General features: G+C 69.3%; 13 protein-coding genes and 1 pseudogene. 8 read left to right on the plus strand and 6 right to left on the minus strand.

Annotation, left to right across the window (positions count from 1 at the left end; all coding sequences use genetic code 11):
• Positions 1-247: 247 nt before the first annotated feature.
• A complete protein-coding gene (locus AB0J58_RS31775; RefSeq protein WP_364222733.1) occupies positions 248-532 on the minus strand; it encodes a hypothetical protein in 285 nt (94 codons plus the stop codon).
• Positions 533-1,077: 545 nt separating this feature from the next.
• On the opposite strand from AB0J58_RS31775, the pseudogene AB0J58_RS31780 reads away from it, so the two are divergent.
• A pseudogene (locus tag AB0J58_RS31780) lies at positions 1,078-1,251 on the plus strand (IS110 family transposase); the annotation flags it as partial.
• Positions 1,252-1,774: 523 nt separating this feature from the next.
• On the opposite strand, the gene AB0J58_RS31785 reads toward AB0J58_RS31780, so the two are convergent.
• Positions 1,775-2,326, minus strand: coding sequence for a hypothetical protein (locus AB0J58_RS31785; protein WP_364222736.1), 552 nt, complete (start codon positions 2,324-2,326; stop codon positions 1,775-1,777).
• A 219-nt stretch (positions 2,327-2,545) separates the two neighbouring features.
• Positions 2,546-3,205 (minus strand): TetR/AcrR family transcriptional regulator C-terminal domain-containing protein, encoded by a 660-nt coding sequence (locus AB0J58_RS31790; protein ID WP_364222739.1) that lies wholly within the window; start codon positions 3,203-3,205, stop codon positions 2,546-2,548.
• A gap of 60 nt (positions 3,206-3,265) precedes the next feature.
• Between AB0J58_RS31790 and AB0J58_RS31795 the strand changes: the two genes are divergently transcribed.
• Positions 3,266-3,919, plus strand: a complete 654-nt coding sequence (locus tag AB0J58_RS31795) for a DUF998 domain-containing protein (RefSeq protein WP_364222742.1) — start codon at positions 3,266-3,268, stop codon at positions 3,917-3,919.
• A gap of 104 nt (positions 3,920-4,023) precedes the next feature.
• Entirely contained in the window at positions 4,024-4,857 is an 834-nt protein-coding gene (locus tag AB0J58_RS31800; RefSeq protein ID WP_364222745.1) for a hypothetical protein, read from the plus strand.
• Positions 4,858-4,991: 134 nt separating this feature from the next.
• Here the strand turns inward: AB0J58_RS31800 and AB0J58_RS31805 are convergent, their stop codons facing one another.
• Entirely contained in the window at positions 4,992-7,517 is a 2,526-nt protein-coding gene (locus AB0J58_RS31805; RefSeq protein WP_364222748.1) for a M14 family zinc carboxypeptidase, read from the minus strand.
• A gap of 122 nt (positions 7,518-7,639) precedes the next feature.
• On the minus strand, positions 7,640-8,401 hold the full coding sequence (locus AB0J58_RS31810; RefSeq protein WP_364222751.1) for an SDR family oxidoreductase: 762 nt from the start codon (positions 8,399-8,401) through the stop codon (positions 7,640-7,642).
• A 242-nt stretch (positions 8,402-8,643) separates the two neighbouring features.
• Between AB0J58_RS31810 and AB0J58_RS31815 the strand changes: the two genes are divergently transcribed.
• From AB0J58_RS31815 to AB0J58_RS31835, 5 genes are all read left to right on the plus strand, one after another.
• A complete protein-coding gene (locus tag AB0J58_RS31815) occupies positions 8,644-10,503 on the plus strand; it encodes an ABC transporter substrate-binding protein (protein WP_364222754.1) in 1,860 nt (619 codons plus the stop codon).
• A 66-nt stretch (positions 10,504-10,569) separates the two neighbouring features.
• Positions 10,570-11,544 carry an ABC transporter permease gene (locus AB0J58_RS31820; RefSeq protein WP_364222837.1) on the plus strand — a complete coding sequence of 325 codons (975 nt, stop codon included), beginning with the start codon at positions 10,570-10,572 and terminating at the stop codon, positions 11,542-11,544.
• Positions 11,545-11,549: 5 nt separating this feature from the next.
• Positions 11,550-12,422, plus strand: a complete 873-nt coding sequence (locus AB0J58_RS31825; protein WP_364222840.1) for an ABC transporter permease — start codon at positions 11,550-11,552, stop codon at positions 12,420-12,422.
• A complete protein-coding gene (locus AB0J58_RS31830) occupies positions 12,419-13,399 on the plus strand; it encodes an ABC transporter ATP-binding protein (RefSeq protein WP_364222757.1) in 981 nt (326 codons plus the stop codon). The genes AB0J58_RS31825 and AB0J58_RS31830 overlap by 4 nt, the downstream gene beginning before the upstream one ends.
• Positions 13,396-14,394: an ABC transporter ATP-binding protein gene (locus AB0J58_RS31835; RefSeq protein WP_364222760.1), complete on the plus strand. Its 999-nt coding sequence runs from the start codon at positions 13,396-13,398 to the stop codon at positions 14,392-14,394. Before AB0J58_RS31830 ends, AB0J58_RS31835 begins: the two co-directional genes overlap by 4 nt.
• Positions 14,395-14,466: 72 nt before the next feature.
• Here the strand turns inward: AB0J58_RS31835 and AB0J58_RS31840 are convergent, their stop codons facing one another.
• Entirely contained in the window at positions 14,467-15,765 is a 1,299-nt protein-coding gene (locus tag AB0J58_RS31840; protein WP_364222763.1) for a DUF2252 domain-containing protein, read from the minus strand.
• Positions 15,766-15,924: the final 159 nt, after the last annotated feature.

Below are 15,924 nucleotides of genomic sequence, written 5' to 3' on the forward strand. Positions count from 1 at the left end.
CCGCGCAGCCGTCGATGCCGCTCTCACCCTGCCCCACCACAACGGCCGGACCGAGGGCGTCAACACCCGCACGAAAAGGATCATGAGACAGATGCGCGGCCGCGCCGGATTCGACCTCCTTCGCCACCGCATCCTCCTCCCGTGACCATTACCCAGCGCTACCACCGATTACGAGACAGAGCCGTGACCCGGTGCCAGGTCGTTACGGAGGACACACAGTGTGGGGCGGACACGGTGCATGGAGATGTCATTCCTCCCAGTCGCCGGTGCCGCCGAGTTCGTTGATGCGTTCGGGCGACAGGCCGGTGAGCAGGGACACATTGGAGGACAAGGAGCCGTCCAGGACCTTCATCGACTCGATCATCCCGCGGCGGATCTGTTCGCGCTGCTGGTCCAGGTAGACGCGAACGGCAGCGGCGACCAGGTCTTTCTTGGTCATCCCGAGGAAGTGGGCTCCCTGGGAGATCAGCTCGTCGGTTGCCGGGTCGACTTTCAGCGGTGATTGCCGCTTGGCCGGGTGAGGCAGCGTCATGGCTTCCTCCTTTCACTTCCCTGGTACCCAGGTACCTCAGGGCGAACAATCATCAGAGAACCAGCGCTTGGCCCGGGATCACGCCGTGCTCGTGGCTGATCGCCCCGACCAGGAAGAGCCGCCCGCCCTGCTCGGTCCGGGCGCCGCGACAGGCCTTGCCATCCAGGGCGGCGCCGGGCGGCAGCCCGGCCGGGGCGGGATGGGTGAGCTGTCGCTAACGTCAAGATGACCACCAGTGGATGCCGAAGCCCGCAGGCCGAGCGCCGCTCAGGCACCGCCGCCAACCGGCGCATCAACGCCGATTCCACCACGATCGGATCAGTCGCCAACTCGGCTTCCCGCAACGCCAGGTCAGCGAACCGGTCAAGACACGGGACGGTCGGGGACGTGGTCAGGGAAGACGGGGACACGAGCGCGACTCCTGCAATGATCTTCGGTTTGAGAGACCTGAAAGATCAGCAGAAGTCGCGTTCTTTTGCCTTCCACCTGGCCAAACACTCAACGTCGGCATACCGCATCAGAACCCGGGAACGCCGGGGCCCTGCCCCGGTGCACGTTCCTATTACGACCGGCTGCGTGCCCGCGACATTGGCCATTACATCGCCCTGCGCCGGCTCGCCAACCGGTTGGTGGGCATCCTGCACGGCTGTCTCAGGACCGGCGCGCTCTATAACGAGGCAATCGCTTGGTCGCACCACACCAAGTCTCCTGCGGCTTGACATCCAAGTTCCCGGATGTCTTTCGTGATCTTCGTGTGGTGGGCTGACAACGTGTTTAAGTAGTGATCACGAGGGTCGGTGAACCCTTTCGAGTGGGCGGGGACCGGGTCGTTGGGCGGAATGGCCTCGGGTAATGCGCCGTAGCAGCGTGTTGATCGCGGCCCAGCGGCTCATCGCCTCGCTGGTCGGCAGGTGGTGCTCGTAGTTGCGAGTCAGTCGCCGGTACGCCATCTGCCAGGCCGGGGCCCGCTCGACCACCCGGCGACGGGGATGGACCTGAAAGCCCCCCTCTCCGCCAGACTTCTGTGAGACATGGATATATGACTCTTTTTGATCTGAAATAGGGTGAAATGGAACGATCAAGACAGTGATGATGGCCCTCTCCGCCCAGGCCGCCATGACGAAGCAGGACGGTCGGGTGACCGACGAGCAACCGGGCCGGCCCAAGCATGGACGACCTCGGGGCCTGGACACGCGCAGGCCTGAGGTTTGTGCGTCACGCGGCCTGCGCGGGCGGGAGGTATCAGCCGGCGGTGACCCTGCTGTACTCGTAGAAGGTGCGACCGTTCTCGTCCCCCTGGTGCTGGCGGCCGGTCATGACCAGAGGGGCGAACGCCTGCGAGGAGTGGTTGCTCTCCGTCATGGCCGCGGTCCACTGCCGGGAGGTGAGCCGCACCTGACTCCCGCGCCAGTGCAGCGTGCCGGCGAGGTACCACGTCAGGCCGTTCTCGTCGCCGTTGTGCCTCCTGCCGATGAGGACCTGATCGGCAGGGGCGGCGAAGTACGAGTTGCTCTCCTTCATACCGTAGCTCCAATTTCCGGTCTGCACGGTGACCGCCTCACCGTCGATGCGGATCTGGCCGCACCGGTATCTGGTCCAGCCGTCCTCGTCCCCCCAGTGGGCGCGGTCGATCAGCACCTCTCCGGCTGAGCAGACGAAGGTGCTGTCCGGCTCCCTGAGGGTGACGGTGGCTCCGAAGACGGTCTCGATCGTCGGAGCCGCAGACGCGGACGCCGGGGCCGACATGGCCAGGACGGCCGCCGCCATCGCGACGGTCAGGGCCTTCTTGTACATTTCCATGTCCTCCGGTTCGCGTTCTGCTTCGTCCGATATGCACTGAGAGCGCATGCGCCGACAACTCACGCCGTCGGGTCTGGGGACAAGATTGCGGGTGGCACTGGAGATCGTCTTGGGGCTGACTTGCGGGTTTCTGGGCGCGATCCGGCTTCCGTAATTCCGCTGAACATGGCTGATCGGTCACCGACCGTAGAACGCAGGTCCGGGCCTCGTTCCCTACGGCTTCGAGCGCTGGAGGGCTGCGGTCGTGCCGTCGATCAGGGCGCGGAGGCCGTGGTCGAAGGCTTCCTCGCCCAGGGGGCTGCTGCCCTCGCGGAGTGCCCGGAGCAGGGTGGCGTCCATGCCGGCATCCAGCAGGGCCGCCACAGCCGCGAGTCGCTGTGACGGATCGCCGGCGCTCTCCTGGCGCTCGGCCTGCTCTCGGAGGACGAAACCGTTGATGTAGCTGGTGCAGCCACCGATGGTGTGCAGGGCGAGAGCGGGGGAGAACCCGCAGTCGACCAGGGCGGTGAGCTCCTCGTCGAACAGCCTGATCGTGGCCGGGCTGAGGCTCGCCGCGTTGGCGACCAGGCGGGCGCCGTCGCGGTGGGCGAGCAGCGAGGCGCGGTAGGCGTGAGCTCGGCGGGTGAGCCAGGACTGCCAGGTTTCGCCGGCGCGGGGCGGCCCCATTCCGGCGGCCAGGATGATCGCGTCGGCCATGCCGTCGAGAAGTTCCTGCTTGGTGCGGATGTGCCAGTAGAGCGCGGGGGACCGCACATCGAGCTCGGTGGCGAGGCGGCGCACGGTCAGCCCGTCCAGCCCGACCTGGTCGAGCAGGCGGAGTGCGGCTTCGATCAGAGTGTCCCTGCTGAGCGCCGGGCGCTTGGTCTCACTCACCATTGACACCTTAGCAGTGCTAAGCCAAGCTCTTCCTTAGCGCTGCTAAGGAGACAAGGAATGCGACTGACCAGAGCTTTACTGGCGTGCGGTGCCCTCGCCGGCCCGCTGTTCATCGTCCTGGTGCTGATCCAGGACTACACCCGTCCCGGCATCGACCCCCGGCGACAGCCACTCAGCCTGCTGAGCCTGGGAGACCTGGGCTGGATCCAGATCGGCAACTTCGTGCTCACCGGCGTTCTCTATGTCGCGTTCGCCGTGGGGATGCGACGCGTGCTGGGTTCCGGCCGTGGCGGGACGTGGGGGCCACTGCTGATCGGCACCTTCGGGCTCGGTCTGGTGACCGTGGGAATCTTCCGTACCAGCCCCGGGTGGGGCTATCCGCAGGGGGCGCCGGCCGGTCTGCCGACCGACATCAGCGTGAGCTACGTGGTGCACGGCGTCGGTTTCGCGGTGCTGTTCGCCTCGCTCGTCGCGGCCTGCTCCGTCTTCGCCCGGCGCTTCGCCGCGCTGGGCGAGCGGCGATGGGCGGTCATCTGTGCCGTGGCCGGGGTGGCGCTGCCGGCGATCTACGTGCTGTCCGGGGTGCTGTCGGAGCGCGGTGAGAACTCGCAGCCGCTGAGCCTCCTGCTTCGTCTCATGGCGGTGGTGGGCTGGGGGTGGGCTTCCCTTCTCGCGGTACGACTACGCCGCGAAACGTGCCCCGCCCGCTGATCGGCTGGTGAGAGCACGACCCGCGGAGACCGGCCGGCGGTCGAAAACACGGCTTTAGGTAAGGTGCCTTATGTCTAATTGATGCTGACATAAAGGGATTCCTCATGGGTGCTTCTGCGGCGTACGTGACCTTCGCGGATCCGGACAAGCTCGATGACGAGAAGGGGCTCGCCGTCGCGGCCTGGGCCGAGGCGGGAATCACCGGCCGCATCGTGCGCTGGGACGACCCCGAGGTCGACTGGGCCGCGTTCGACGCCGTCGTGGTCCGCACCACCTGGGACTATGTGACGAGGCGGGCGGAGTTCCTCGACTGGGCCCGGCACGTGGAGTCCGTCACCCGGCTGCTCAACCCGGCCGCCGTGCTGGAACGTAACACCGACAAGGTCTACCTGCGTGACCTGAAGGCGCCGATCATCCCCACCTCGTGGGTCGCGCCGGGCGAGGCCGCGAACCTTCCGGTCCTCGACGAGTACGTGGTCAAGCCGTCGATCTCGGCCGGGGCCCGCGACACGATCAGGACCGCGGATCGCGAACAGGCCGAGGAGCACGCCGCCAAGCTGGCCGCCAACGGCCGGACCGCGATGATCCAGCCGTACCTGGACATGGTCGAGGGCGAGGGGGAGACCTCGATGCTCTACTTCGGCGGCAGGTTCAGCCACGCCGTCCGGCGCAACCCGATGCTGACCGAGAACGCCACCAAGCCGGGACAGGGCAACGACCACGGGGAGCTCCGCACCCCCGACCCCGACCAGTTCGCGCTGGCCGAGCAGGTGCTGGGTGAGTTCCCCGAACTGCTCTACGCCCGGGTGGACCTGGTCCGGCTGGCCGACGGCAGCCCGGCTCTCATCGAGATCGAGCTGACCGAGCCCTACCTGTTCCTGCACTACGCGCCCGACGCAGCCGCCAACCTGGCGACCGCCCTGGCCAAGGCGATCTGACGGTCCGCGAAGAACAGACCCGGGGAGAGCAGACCCGGAGAACAGGCCCGCAGAACAGGGCAGGGGAGAGCCGGTCTGCGGAGACACACCGGAAACGGCGCGCGCCCCGCGAAGGGACGCGCGCCGCACCGGTTTTACTGCGGAAGCACCACCGCGAGCGGCGAGACCCCCGCGGCACGCAGTGCCCCGGGGAGCTTCCGCGCCCAGGGGTGCTCGTGCGTGTCGAGGCCCTCGGGGTTGGCCACGACGAACCGGACCGCGCCGCCGGTGGCGGCCTGCTCGGTCCAGGTGGCCCCGAAGCCGTTCAGCACCCCGGCGACCTTGTCACGGTCGGACGCGGGAACCGTGACGCGGATCGGCGACTCGTGCTCCGGGATGGCCGCGGCGGCCCGTGAGGCGTCCGGAGCCGGGGCGAGCGCCCGCGCGGAGGCGGACGGCAGGTCGGCGGTGATCGCGTTGGCGACGATCTTCGCCGTGCCGTCGCTGAAGGCGCGGAAGTTCGGCTCGGCGGCGAACAGCACCGCGTGGCCGCCTCCCACCGGCTCGTCGACCGCCGCCGCCGTCCCGGCGAGCTCCTCGGCGCCCAGCGCGAAACCGGACAGGAACCAGTCGGGCGAGTCGGCGGCCGGGTAGGAGGTCACCACGTGCGCGGGGTTGGAGGCCCGCATGACCAGGTCGTAGGCGTAGAACTGCATGACGCTCGGCCCGACGTCCCTGCTCAGCGGCCCCTGGGCCACGTTCGTCCGGAGCAGCGAGCCGGGGATGTCCGAGGTCGGTTGGGACAGCGTCACGCTGGAGACCCCGGCCAGGACGGCCAGCTGGGCGCCGCCCGCCCAGCCGACGTACCGCCCGCCGCCGCCGACCCAGTCGCGCAGCGCCGCGCGCCCGGCCTCGCCGAGGGCGTTGTTCGCCGAGCCGGCCGAACCGTCCGGCACGAGCAGCACGTCCAGCCCGCTCAGTCTGCCCGCGGCGACGTCGGCCGGCGCGAGCACCTGGTAGGACAGCTTCCAGTCGCGGTCCAGGCGGTGGCGGAGCCAGCCGGAGGACTCGGCCGCGTTCTGCGCGGTGCCACCGGACAACTGCAGGACGCCGATCCTGCGGGAGGTGCTGACCTTGACCGAGGGGGCGTCCACCGCCCGCGCCGGTGTCGCGACGGGCAGCAGCACCTGGCCCGAGGAGCCGCCGGAGACGTTGCCGAGCAGCGGCAGGCTCCACGCGGTCACGTCGTAGAAGTAGGGGAACGGGGTGTAGGTGTCCTCGTTCAGCATGGCCTGGACCCAGTGCTTCTGCGCCTGGGCCAGCGGGATCCAGTAGGTGCCCTTGGGCAGGGTGGTCCTCGCCTCGGGCCTGCCGTACGGCTTGAAGTCCTTGACGGTCAGCGGCGTGGCCAGTTTGTAGACCTGGACGTCCATCCGCTGGAGCCGCCGCACGACGAGGTCGGTCTCCGCCTTCTTGGCCGGGTCGTCGGCGCGCAGGAAGTAGTGGCGCACCTTCCGGTCGGGCACCTGGGTGATGACCTCGTGGCCCGGGTTGTAGACCTGGTTCGGCTCCAGGTGGCCGTTGAGCCCCTGCTTGAGGGCGTCGGCGTACATGCCGTGCCAGGTGGTGAGGATCTCGGTCTTCTTGGCCGCCGCCGCCGAGAGCGAGACCCACTGGGTGAGCCACTGCTCGAAGGTCCGGGCCGCGATCGGCGAGGCGCTGCCCTTCTCGAAGGTCATGCCCGCCGCGTTGAACCCGCCTGCCGGGACCGTGTCGCCGTAGCCCATGTAGAACAGGTCGTAGACGTCCCGGTTGAAGAACGGGATCCCGCGCCTGGTGAACTCGCCGATCATCGCGGCGCCGTAGGTGTTGTTGATCCAGTCGACCGTCGGTTCGGCGATGTCGTGGTAGACCGGGTCGGCGTTCGGCGGGAAGAAGTACTCGGTGCCGCCCATCTCGTGGGCGTCGATGAAGAGCTGCGGCGGGTACTTCCGCATCAGTTCGATCTTGCCGTCGGTCTCCGGCTGGGTCCGCGCGAACCAGTCGCGGTTCATGTCGAAGGCGTAGGCGTTGCGCCTGGTGTCGGCCTCGCGGCCGTCGGGGTTCTGCGTCGGCAGGATCACCGTGACGGCGTTGTCCAGGATTCGCCTGGCCGCGCAGTCGTCCCGCCCGGCCAGGTCGTAGAGGGTCTTCAGTGCCGCGTCGGTGCCGCTCTCCTCGCCGCCGTGCACGTTTCCGGCGATCCACAGGATCGCGGGCGTGTTCCTGGCGAGGACCTTCGCCGCGGGGGCGGGGGTGAGGGGGTTGCGCAGCAGCTTGATGGAGTTCTCGATCGCGCGCAGGTTCCGGATGTTCTTCGGGGTGCCGACGATCGCGTACTTCAGCGGACGTCCCTGGGCGGTGGTGGCCAGGGTGCCGGAGACGACCCGGTCGCTGGCCGCGTCGATCGCGGTCAGCAGCGTGTCGGACTCGGCGGAGGTGACCTCCCGCTCGCCGAGGTCGAAGCCGAGGACACTCTTCGGCGTCGGCACCTTGCCGTGGTAGGCGGCGGGAGTCTGGGTGGCGTCACAGGTGGTCACAGGGGGTGCGGCCGGGGTGGGGTCCGCCTGGGCGGCACCGGCTGGAAGAGCGATGGCGACGGCCAGAACGGCCGGCGCCACCACCTTGAAGCGCTTCAGCATGAAGTAAAGCTGTCATCTGTAAGAAATGACAGCAAGAGATAAAATTTCACACTTGCGTTACGAATGGTGCTTTTGGGGCTAAAAGTGATCCGAGGTCCGGATGTGGGGGAAGAGTCCGGGAACTACGCGTGGCCGGAGATGCCGCCGTCCACCGGGATCACGGTCCCGGTGAGGTAGGCGCCGGCGCGCGAGGACAGGAAGATCGCGGTGCCCGCCATGTCGTCGGGGTGGCCGATCCTGCCCAGCGGGACGTGGGAGGCGACCGCCGCGCGCATCGTCTCGTCCTGCAGCGCGAAGGCCATCATCTTCGACTCGAACGGCCCGGGGGCGATCGCGTTGACCGTGATCGACTCCTTGGCGAGCCGCTGGGACAGGTGCCGGGTGAGCATGTGCACCGCCGCCTTGGCCGCGGAGTAGGCGTAGTTCTCCATCGAGGGCACCCGGATGCCGTCCACCGAGCCGATGTTGATCACCCTGGCCGGGGACTCGGGACTCGCGGCGGCACGGAGCAGCGGCAGGAAGCGCTGGGTCAGGTAGAACACGCCCTTGACGTTGATCCCCCAGAGCTTGTCGAACGCCTGCTCGGGGTACTCCTCCAGCGGCGCGCCCCAGGTCGCCCCGGCATTGTTGACCAGTACGTCCAGCCGGGACTCCCGCTCCGCGACCGCCTCGAACAGGGTGGACACCCCGTCCTCGGTGGACAGGTCGGCCGGTACGGCCGTGCATCCCAGCTCCGCGGCGGTCTTCTCGACCTCGGCCGCCTTTCGGGAGGAGATGTAGACCGTGGCTCCCGCGTCGACGAACCCGGCCGCGATCATCCGGCCGATTCCCCTGGAGCCGCCGGTGACGACGACGATCTTGCCTTCCACCGAGAACAGAGTCATGTTCTGTAGCATGCCGCACCCCCGACCGCCTCGTCCATACCGAGCGGTCGGTCCAACATTTCATGAAATATCCCCTTTTGTGCTCATAAGCACTTTTGTGTCGACTTGTAGCGGAGAGCCTGAAAAATAATATCGACAAACAAAACGAGAATGAAACAATTTTCCACCACGCGTTGACACGCGCCGTTTATATGGTGTGCCTTCGTTGTCAATAGATCACCGATCCGAAGGTGGGGCACACCATGGTCAGAACGGGGAAGCGCCTGGCGGCGCTGAGCCTGGCGCTGTCGATGGCGACACTTCTCGTGGCACACGCATCGCCCTCTGCCGCGAAAGCGTCCCAGACCTCCCAGGGGACGGCCGTGCGGTCACCCCAGACCGAGAAGAGGATCGTCCGGCTGGGCGCGACGCAGAGCATGGACTCGATGAACCCGTTCCTGGCGGTCCGGGTGGTCTCCACGTCGATCCACCGCTGGATGTACGGCTTCCTCACGGTGCCCGACTCCAAGACCCTGAAGCCCGGCCCCGACCTCGCCGAGTCGTGGCAGACCTCACCGGACAAGCTGACCTGGACCTTCACCATGCGTGCCGGAGCCACCTGGTCGGACGGCAGGCCCGTCACCGCCCAGGACGCCGCGTGGACCTTCAACAAGATCATGACGGATGACGGGGCCAAGACGGCCAACGGCCCCGCCGTCGAGAACTTCGACACCGTGACCGCCTCCGACGACCGGACCCTGGTCATCAAGACCAAGAAGCCCCAGGCATCGATGCTGGAGCTGCCGATCCCGATCATGCCCAAGCACGTCTGGGAGAGCGTCCCCGACATCGGCACCTACGAGAACGAGACCTACCCCGCCGTCGGCAGCGGCCCCTACATCGCCGTCGAGCACAAGAAGAACGGCTATGTGAGGCTCAAGGCCAATCCGTCGTACTGGCGCGGTGCCCCCGGCATCGACGAGCTGCACGTCATCTTCTACGAGAACCCCGAGGCGGCGATCGCCGGCCTGAAGAAGGGCGACATCGACTGGATCGGCCGTCTGCAGGGCCCGCAGTTCGAGGCCCTCGCGGGCGACCCGAACATCACGCAGTGGAACACCCAGGGCCGCCGGGCCGCCTACCTGCAGTTCAACCCGGGCGCCGCGACGGCCGGCGGCGAGCCGATCGGTGACGGGCACCCCGCGCTGAAGGACGTCAGGGTGCGCCAGGCCATCCATCACGCGATCGACAAGAAGACCCTCGTCGAGCAGGCGCAGAACGGCCTCGCCGTACCGGCGGACGGCTCGATCGTCCCGCCGATGTACCAGGAGTTCTTCTGGAAGGCCGAGGGCGACAAAGCCGTCACCTTCGACCTGGCGGAGGCCAACCGCATCCTCGACGAGGCCGGCTACGCCAAAGGCGCGGACGGCGTCCGCACCATGCCCGACGGCAAGCGCAGGCTGGAGATGCGCTTCAGCATCCACACCGACGAGCCCGTCGAGGACAAGATCGCCCAGTTCCTCACCGGCTGGCTGAAGGACATCGGCATCCAGCTCACCACCCGCAGGCTCGACTCCAACAAGTTCACCGAGGAGACGGGCAGCACGGCGCTCTACGACATCGCGATCAGCGGCTGGTCGGTGAACCCGGACCCGGAGGAGATCCTGGCCACCCACCTGTGCAGCCGCAGGCCCACCGCGAGCGGGCAGGGCGGCGGCACCGAGTCGTTCTTCTGCGACAAGGAGTTCGAGAAGCTCTACCAGGCGCAGCTGGCCGAACTCGACCGGCCGGCCCGGGTCGCGCTGATCAAGCAGATGCAGGAGCGGCTCTACACCGAGGCCCCCGTCGTCGCGATCTACTACCCCAACAACCTGGAGGGCTACCGCAAGGACCGGATCGCCTCCATCACCCCGATCCCCGAGGACAAGGGCATCCTGTACGGCGGGAGCAGCTACTGGCCGGTCTACTCGCTGCGTGCGGTGGAGCGCGCAGCCGCCCCGGCCGGGAGCGGTTCGGGAAGCGGCACCGTGGTGGCCGTCGCGGTGGCCGTCGTGGTGGTCCTCGGCGCCGGAGGCCTCCTCCTGATGCGGCGCCGCCGCGCCTCCGCCGACGACCGCGAGTAGCGGCCGATGCTCACATCGCCGCAACAGGTGAGGGACGACACCGAGGAGGGCGGCGCCCGCCGGGCCATGGCGCGCTACGCGCTGGTCAAGCTCGGCGGGACACTGCTCAGCATCGGACTGGTGATCGTCGCCACGTTCTTCCTGTTCCGCCTGATCCCCGGCGACCCCACCATCGCCTACACCCGCGACGTGCCGGTGACCCCGGAACAGCTCGCCCTGCTCAGGCGGCAGATGGGCCTGGACCGGCCGCTGGGCGCGCAGTTCCTGGACTTCGTGGTCCGGACCCTGCGGCTGGACCTGGGCACCTCGTACGAGTACCGCAGACCGGTCGCCGAGCTCATCGGCGAGCGGGTGGGACCGACGTTGCTGCTGGTGGGCACCGGGCTGGCCGTCGCGGTCGGCCTGGGCATGTGGCAGGGCACCAGGGCCGCCTGGCACCACGGCGGCCGCTTCGACCGCCTCTCCACCGGGACCGCGCTGACCCTGTGGTCGGTGCCGACCTTCTGGTTGGGACTGCTGCTGCTCATGGTCCTCGCCGCGGGGGTCGGCCCGATACCCGGCCTGTTCCCCACCCGGGGCATGGAGGACGTCGACGCCCCCGGCGGGCCGCTCTACCTGCTGCACGTCGCCCACCACCTGGTGCTGCCCTGCCTCACCCTGGTCGCCGTCGTCTACGCGCAGTACCTGCTGGTCATGCGCTCCTCGCTGCTGGAGGAGATCGGCCAGGACTACGTGACCACCGCCCGCGCCAAGGGCCTGCGCGACGACGACGTCCGGCGCCGCCACGCGGTGCCGAACGCGTTGCTGCCGACGGTGACCCTGGTCTTCATGCAGATCGGGTTCGTGGTCGGCGGCGCGGTCTCGGTGGAGTTCGTCTACTCCTGGCCCGGTCTCGGGCTGCTGTTCGTCGAGGCGATCAGGGGACCCGACTACGCCGTCATGCAGGGCACCTTCATGCTCGTCTGCGTCGCGGTGATCGTCATGAACACGCTGGCCGACGTGGTCTACCACGTCCTGGACCCGAGGGTGAGGTCGGCTTGAGCACGATGGCCGGTACCCGCCGCCGCGCCGCTCTGACGCGGTTCCGCCGCCGGTACGCCAGGCAGCGGGCCGGGCTGTACGGGGCGGCGATCCTGCTGGTCGTCGTCCTGGCGGCCCTGCTCACACCGCTGCTCACCGACCCGTCGGGGATGGACGTGACGAAGGCGACGGGCGCCAGGATGGCACCGCCGAGCATGGACTTCCCGCTCGGCACCGACGAGTCCGGCCGCTCGGTTCTGCTCATGCTGCTGTGGGGCGCGCGGGTCTCGCTGCTCATCGGGTTCATGTCGGCACTGCTCAGCATGGTGATCGGCACGGTGTTCGGCATCGCGGCCGGGCACTTCCGGGGCTGGGTCGCCGCCGTGCTGATGCGCGTCACCGACTGGTTCCTGGTGCTGCCCGCGCTGGTCCTGGCCATGGTGCTCGCGGCCATCCTCGGCGGTGGCCCGTCCACGATCATCGTGGCGATCGGGGTGACCTCCTGGGCGTCCACGGCGAGGCTGATCCGGGCGCAGACGCTGGCGGTCGAGGCCAGGCCGTACATCGAGAGGTCGAGGGCACTGGGCGCCGGGCACTGGCACGTCATGACCCGGCACGTGCTGCCGAACGTCGCCCCGCTGGTCCTGGCCAACACCACGCTCATGGTGGCCAGCGCCATCGTCACCGAGTCGACCCTCGCCTTCCTCGGCGCGGGTTCCGGCCAGGTCTCGTGGGGCACCATGCTGCGCGGCTCCTACGACTGGGGCGCGGCCACCTCGGGAGCCTGGTGGTACGTGCTGCCGCCCGGCCTGTGCATCATCGCGGTGGTCCTGGCGTTCACCCTCTGCGGGCGCGCCCTGGAGACCGTACTCAACCCGCGGCTGGGAGGAGCCTCGTGACCCTGCTCGAACTGCGCGACCTGGCGGTGACCTACCGGAGCGCGGCCGGGGACGTGCCCGCCGTGCGGGGCGTCTCGCTCGGCCTGGAGGCCGGCGAGGCGCTCGGCGTGGCGGGGGAGTCGGGGTCGGGCAAGTCGACGCTGGCCATGTCCCTGCTGCGGCTGCTGCCCAGGGGCGCGTCGGTGTCCGGGGAGATCCTGCTGGACGGCGAGGACGTCCTGACGATGAGCTGGGGGCGGTTGCGCGCGGTCCGGTGGGCCTCGGCCTCGCTGGTCTTCCAGGGAGCCCAGCACGCGCTGAACCCGGTGCGCCGGATCGGCGACCAGATCGCCGAGCCGCTGCGGGTGCACGGCATGGCCACCGGGGCCGAGGCCCGGCGCAGGGTGGCGGAACTGCTGGAGCAGGTCGGCCTGCCGGCCTGGCGGGCGCGCGGCTACCCGCACGAGCTCTCCGGCGGCCAGCGCCAGCGCGTGATGATCGCCATGGCGCTCGCCTGCTCACCCCGCCTGATCGTCGCCGACGAGCCGACCACCGCGCTGGACGTGATGATCCAGGCACAGGTGCTCTCGCTGATCCGCTCGCTCATCGCCGAGCACGGGATCGGCCTCGTCATGATCTCCCACGACCTGTCGGTCCTGGCGTCGACGTGCGACCGGCTGGCGGTCATGTACGCGGGCCGGGTGGTCGAGTCCGGCCCCTCGCGCGAGGTCTTCGCGGGCGGGCGGCACCCCTACAGCAGGGCACTGGCCGAGGCGTTCCCCACCGTCGGGGACCCCGCCTCCAGGATAGCGCCCAGGGGACTGGGCGGTGATCCGCCCGACCCCGCGCATTTGCCCGCCGGGTGCTCCTTCCACCCCCGCTGCCCGGTCTCGCTCGTCTCGTGCGCGTCGGAGCCGGTCGAGCTGCGGGCCGTGGGAGACGGTACCGGAGCACCGCACACCGCCGCGTGCGTGCACGTCAGCGAGGAGAGCCGATGACCCTGCTCGAAGCACGGGACGTGCGGGTGGAGTTCACCTCGCGGGGGCGCCGCGCCCGCGCGGTGGACGGGGTGAACCTCGCCGTGGGCGAGGGGGAGATCGTCGCGCTGGTCGGCGAGTCCGGCTGCGGCAAGACGACGCTGGCCAGGACCCTGCTCGGCCTGGAGCGGCCCACCTCGGGATCGGTCCGCTACGGCGGCGTCCCGCTGGCCTACTCGTCGCGCGCCCTGCGGGCCCACCGCCGCGAGGTGCAGCTCGTGCTCCAGGACCCCACCGGATCGCTCAACCCCCGGCACACCGTCTACGAGGCGGTGGCCGAGGGGCCGCGCATCCACCGCCTGCCCGGCGAGGGCGACCTGGTCGCCGAGGCCCTGTCGAGGGCCGGGCTGCGTCCTCCCGAACGATTCTTCGACCGGCACCCGCACGAGCTGTCCGGTGGCCAGCGCCAGCGCGTCGTCATCGCCGGAGCCCTCGCGCTGGAGCCCAGGGTGCTGGTCGCCGACGAGCCGGTGGCCTCGCTGGACGCGTCGGTACGCGGCGAGATCCTCGCCCTGCTGCTCCGCCTCCGCGCCGAGCTGGGCCTGTCGGCCCTGGTCGTCACCCACGACCTCGGGCTGGCCTGGAACATCGCCGACCGGGTCGCGGTGATGTATCTCGGCAGGATCGTCGAGTCGGGGCCGGTGGAGCGGATCCTCACCTCGCCGTCGCACCCGTACACCCGGGCACTGCTGTCGGTCCTGCCGGAGTCGCCCTCGCCCGTGGTGCTGGGCGGAGAGCCGCCGGACCCCACCCGGATCCCGGCCGGCTGCCGCTTCCACCCGCGCTGCCAGGTGCTGGCCTCGGGCGCGGCGGCCGAGGCGGGGGTCGACGGGCTGTGCGCGTCCGGGGAACTGCCGGTCCTGCCCTCCTCGGCCGGGTCCCAGGTCGCCTGCCACCACGCTTCCGCCTCCGCTCGGCGCGAGGCGAGGACGGAGACGGAGGCGGAGCGGCTGTGAGGTGGAGAGGGACCGCGCCCAGGCGCGGTCCCTCCTGAACGGCGTGCCCGGAGAACGGTTCCGGAACCCGCCTCAGAGGCCGGGGAGGAGGCCGTTCCTGAACAGGTCGACGAAGAGCCCGTGGTCGGCCCTGGCCCGCGCCCCGTAGGCGTGCGCGAAGTCGACCAGGGTGCGGGTGAAGCCCTCGGTGTCGCCGCCGATCACGGCCACGATCGCGTCCTCGGTGGAGAAGTCGACCAGGTCGTGGCTGGACTCGTCGTCGGCCACCGAGTGCATCCTGGCCACCGCCCGGCCCAGGTCGCGAATCACCGAGGCGAGCTCGTCCGGCTCGTTGACGTCGCCCCAGTCCAGGTCGGCGGTGTAGGGGGAGACCTCGGCGACCATCTGGCCGACGCCGTTCAGCGTGGTGTAGCCGAGCCACGGGTCGGCGTACGCCTGCAGGGCCCGCTGCGACTCGGCGGTGCGGTGGCCCTGGTGCTTGAAGTAGCCGTGCACCTTCTCGTCCGTCACGTACCGCGCCACGGCCGGCACCTGGGCCTGCTTCATGTAGAGGATGACGTCGTTCTCCAGGGCCTGGGTGTGGCCCTCGAGCAGCATGTTGTACGAGGGCAGCCCGGCCGAGCCGATCCCGATGCCGGTGCGGAGCGCGAAGTCCTTGATCTTGTGCTCGACCGCCGAGACGGCGGGCAGGGTCGTCAGGTAGTCCTGGAAGGCCGCCTCCACCAGCCGCCGGGTCTCCTCGTCGACCGGGTAGCGGCCGTCCATGACGGCGAACCTGCGGTCGAAGTTCTCGACGGTGGTCTCCAACTCCAGCAGCGCCACCCGGGTGTTCAGCCGGGCGTGCTGCAGCACCCGGTGCAGCACGCCGGTGGTGGTCTCCAGGGTCAGCGAGCCGATCGCGTCGTCCCCGCCCTCCGAGATGCCGGTCAGCTCGGCGAGGTAGGCGCCGGCGAACTCGGTCACCAGGGCGCCGATGACGTCGTCGGACAGCGCCTTGGCGTACCCGATGAGCGCGATGCTGGCGGAGAACCGCCGCAGGTCCCAGATGTACGGTCCGACGTAGGCCTCGTCGAAGTCGTTGACGTTGAAGACCAGCACGCCGGAGGCGTTCATGTAGGTGCCGAAGTTCTCGGCGTGCAGGTCGCCGTGGATCCAGACCCGCCTGGTCTGGTCGTCCAGGAAGGCGTCGTCGGCGAACTCGCCGGTCATGTCCGCGTAGAACAGGCAGGCGCTGCCCCGGTAGAAGGCGAACGGCGAGGCGGCCATCTTCCGGAACTTGCGCCGGAAGGCGGCGGGGTCGCGCTTCATGGAGTCGCCGAACTCGGTGATCAGGACGTCGAGAATGTGCGCCGAGCGCCCATCGATGGTCATGGTCCGCACGCTAGGGCGTACGACCGAAACTCCGCCAGTTCCCCAAGATTACAGATCTGGAACGCACCAACGGCCAGGAGCGGTTCGCGCGGCGTGGCGGGTGTCGACAACCGCACCGCACGATCATAGGTTCGACGATGAGACGAGGTCCGCGAGGGG

Origin of the sequence: Streptosporangium sp. NPDC049644 (genome assembly GCF_040675205.1) — a bacterium.
Taxonomy (GTDB): domain Bacteria; phylum Actinomycetota; class Actinomycetes; order Streptosporangiales; family Streptosporangiaceae; genus Streptosporangium; species Streptosporangium fukuiense.

Coding starts and splice junctions, on each gene's coding strand:
- AB0J58_RS31835 (WP_364222760.1), top strand. CDS start 13,396: ATGACCCTGCTCGAAGCACGGGACGTGCGGGTGGAGTTCACCTCGCGG.
- AB0J58_RS31795 (WP_364222742.1), top strand. CDS start 3,266: ATGCGACTGACCAGAGCTTTACTGGCGTGCGGTGCCCTCGCCGGCCCG.
- AB0J58_RS31810 (WP_364222751.1), bottom strand. CDS start 8,401: ATGACTCTGTTCTCGGTGGAAGGCAAGATCGTCGTCGTCACCGGCGGC.
- AB0J58_RS31775 (WP_364222733.1), bottom strand. CDS start 532: ATGACGCTGCCTCACCCGGCCAAGCGGCAATCACCGCTGAAAGTCGAC.
- AB0J58_RS31815 (WP_364222754.1), top strand. CDS start 8,644: ATGGTCAGAACGGGGAAGCGCCTGGCGGCGCTGAGCCTGGCGCTGTCG.
- AB0J58_RS31840 (WP_364222763.1), bottom strand. CDS start 15,765: ATGACCATCGATGGGCGCTCGGCGCACATTCTCGACGTCCTGATCACC.
- AB0J58_RS31800 (WP_364222745.1), top strand. CDS start 4,024: ATGGGTGCTTCTGCGGCGTACGTGACCTTCGCGGATCCGGACAAGCTC.
- AB0J58_RS31825 (WP_364222840.1), top strand. CDS start 11,550: ATGGCCGGTACCCGCCGCCGCGCCGCTCTGACGCGGTTCCGCCGCCGG.
- AB0J58_RS31805 (WP_364222748.1), bottom strand. CDS start 7,517: ATGCTGAAGCGCTTCAAGGTGGTGGCGCCGGCCGTTCTGGCCGTCGCC.
- AB0J58_RS31785 (WP_364222736.1), bottom strand. CDS start 2,326: ATGTACAAGAAGGCCCTGACCGTCGCGATGGCGGCGGCCGTCCTGGCC.
- AB0J58_RS31820 (WP_364222837.1), top strand. CDS start 10,570: ATGGCGCGCTACGCGCTGGTCAAGCTCGGCGGGACACTGCTCAGCATC.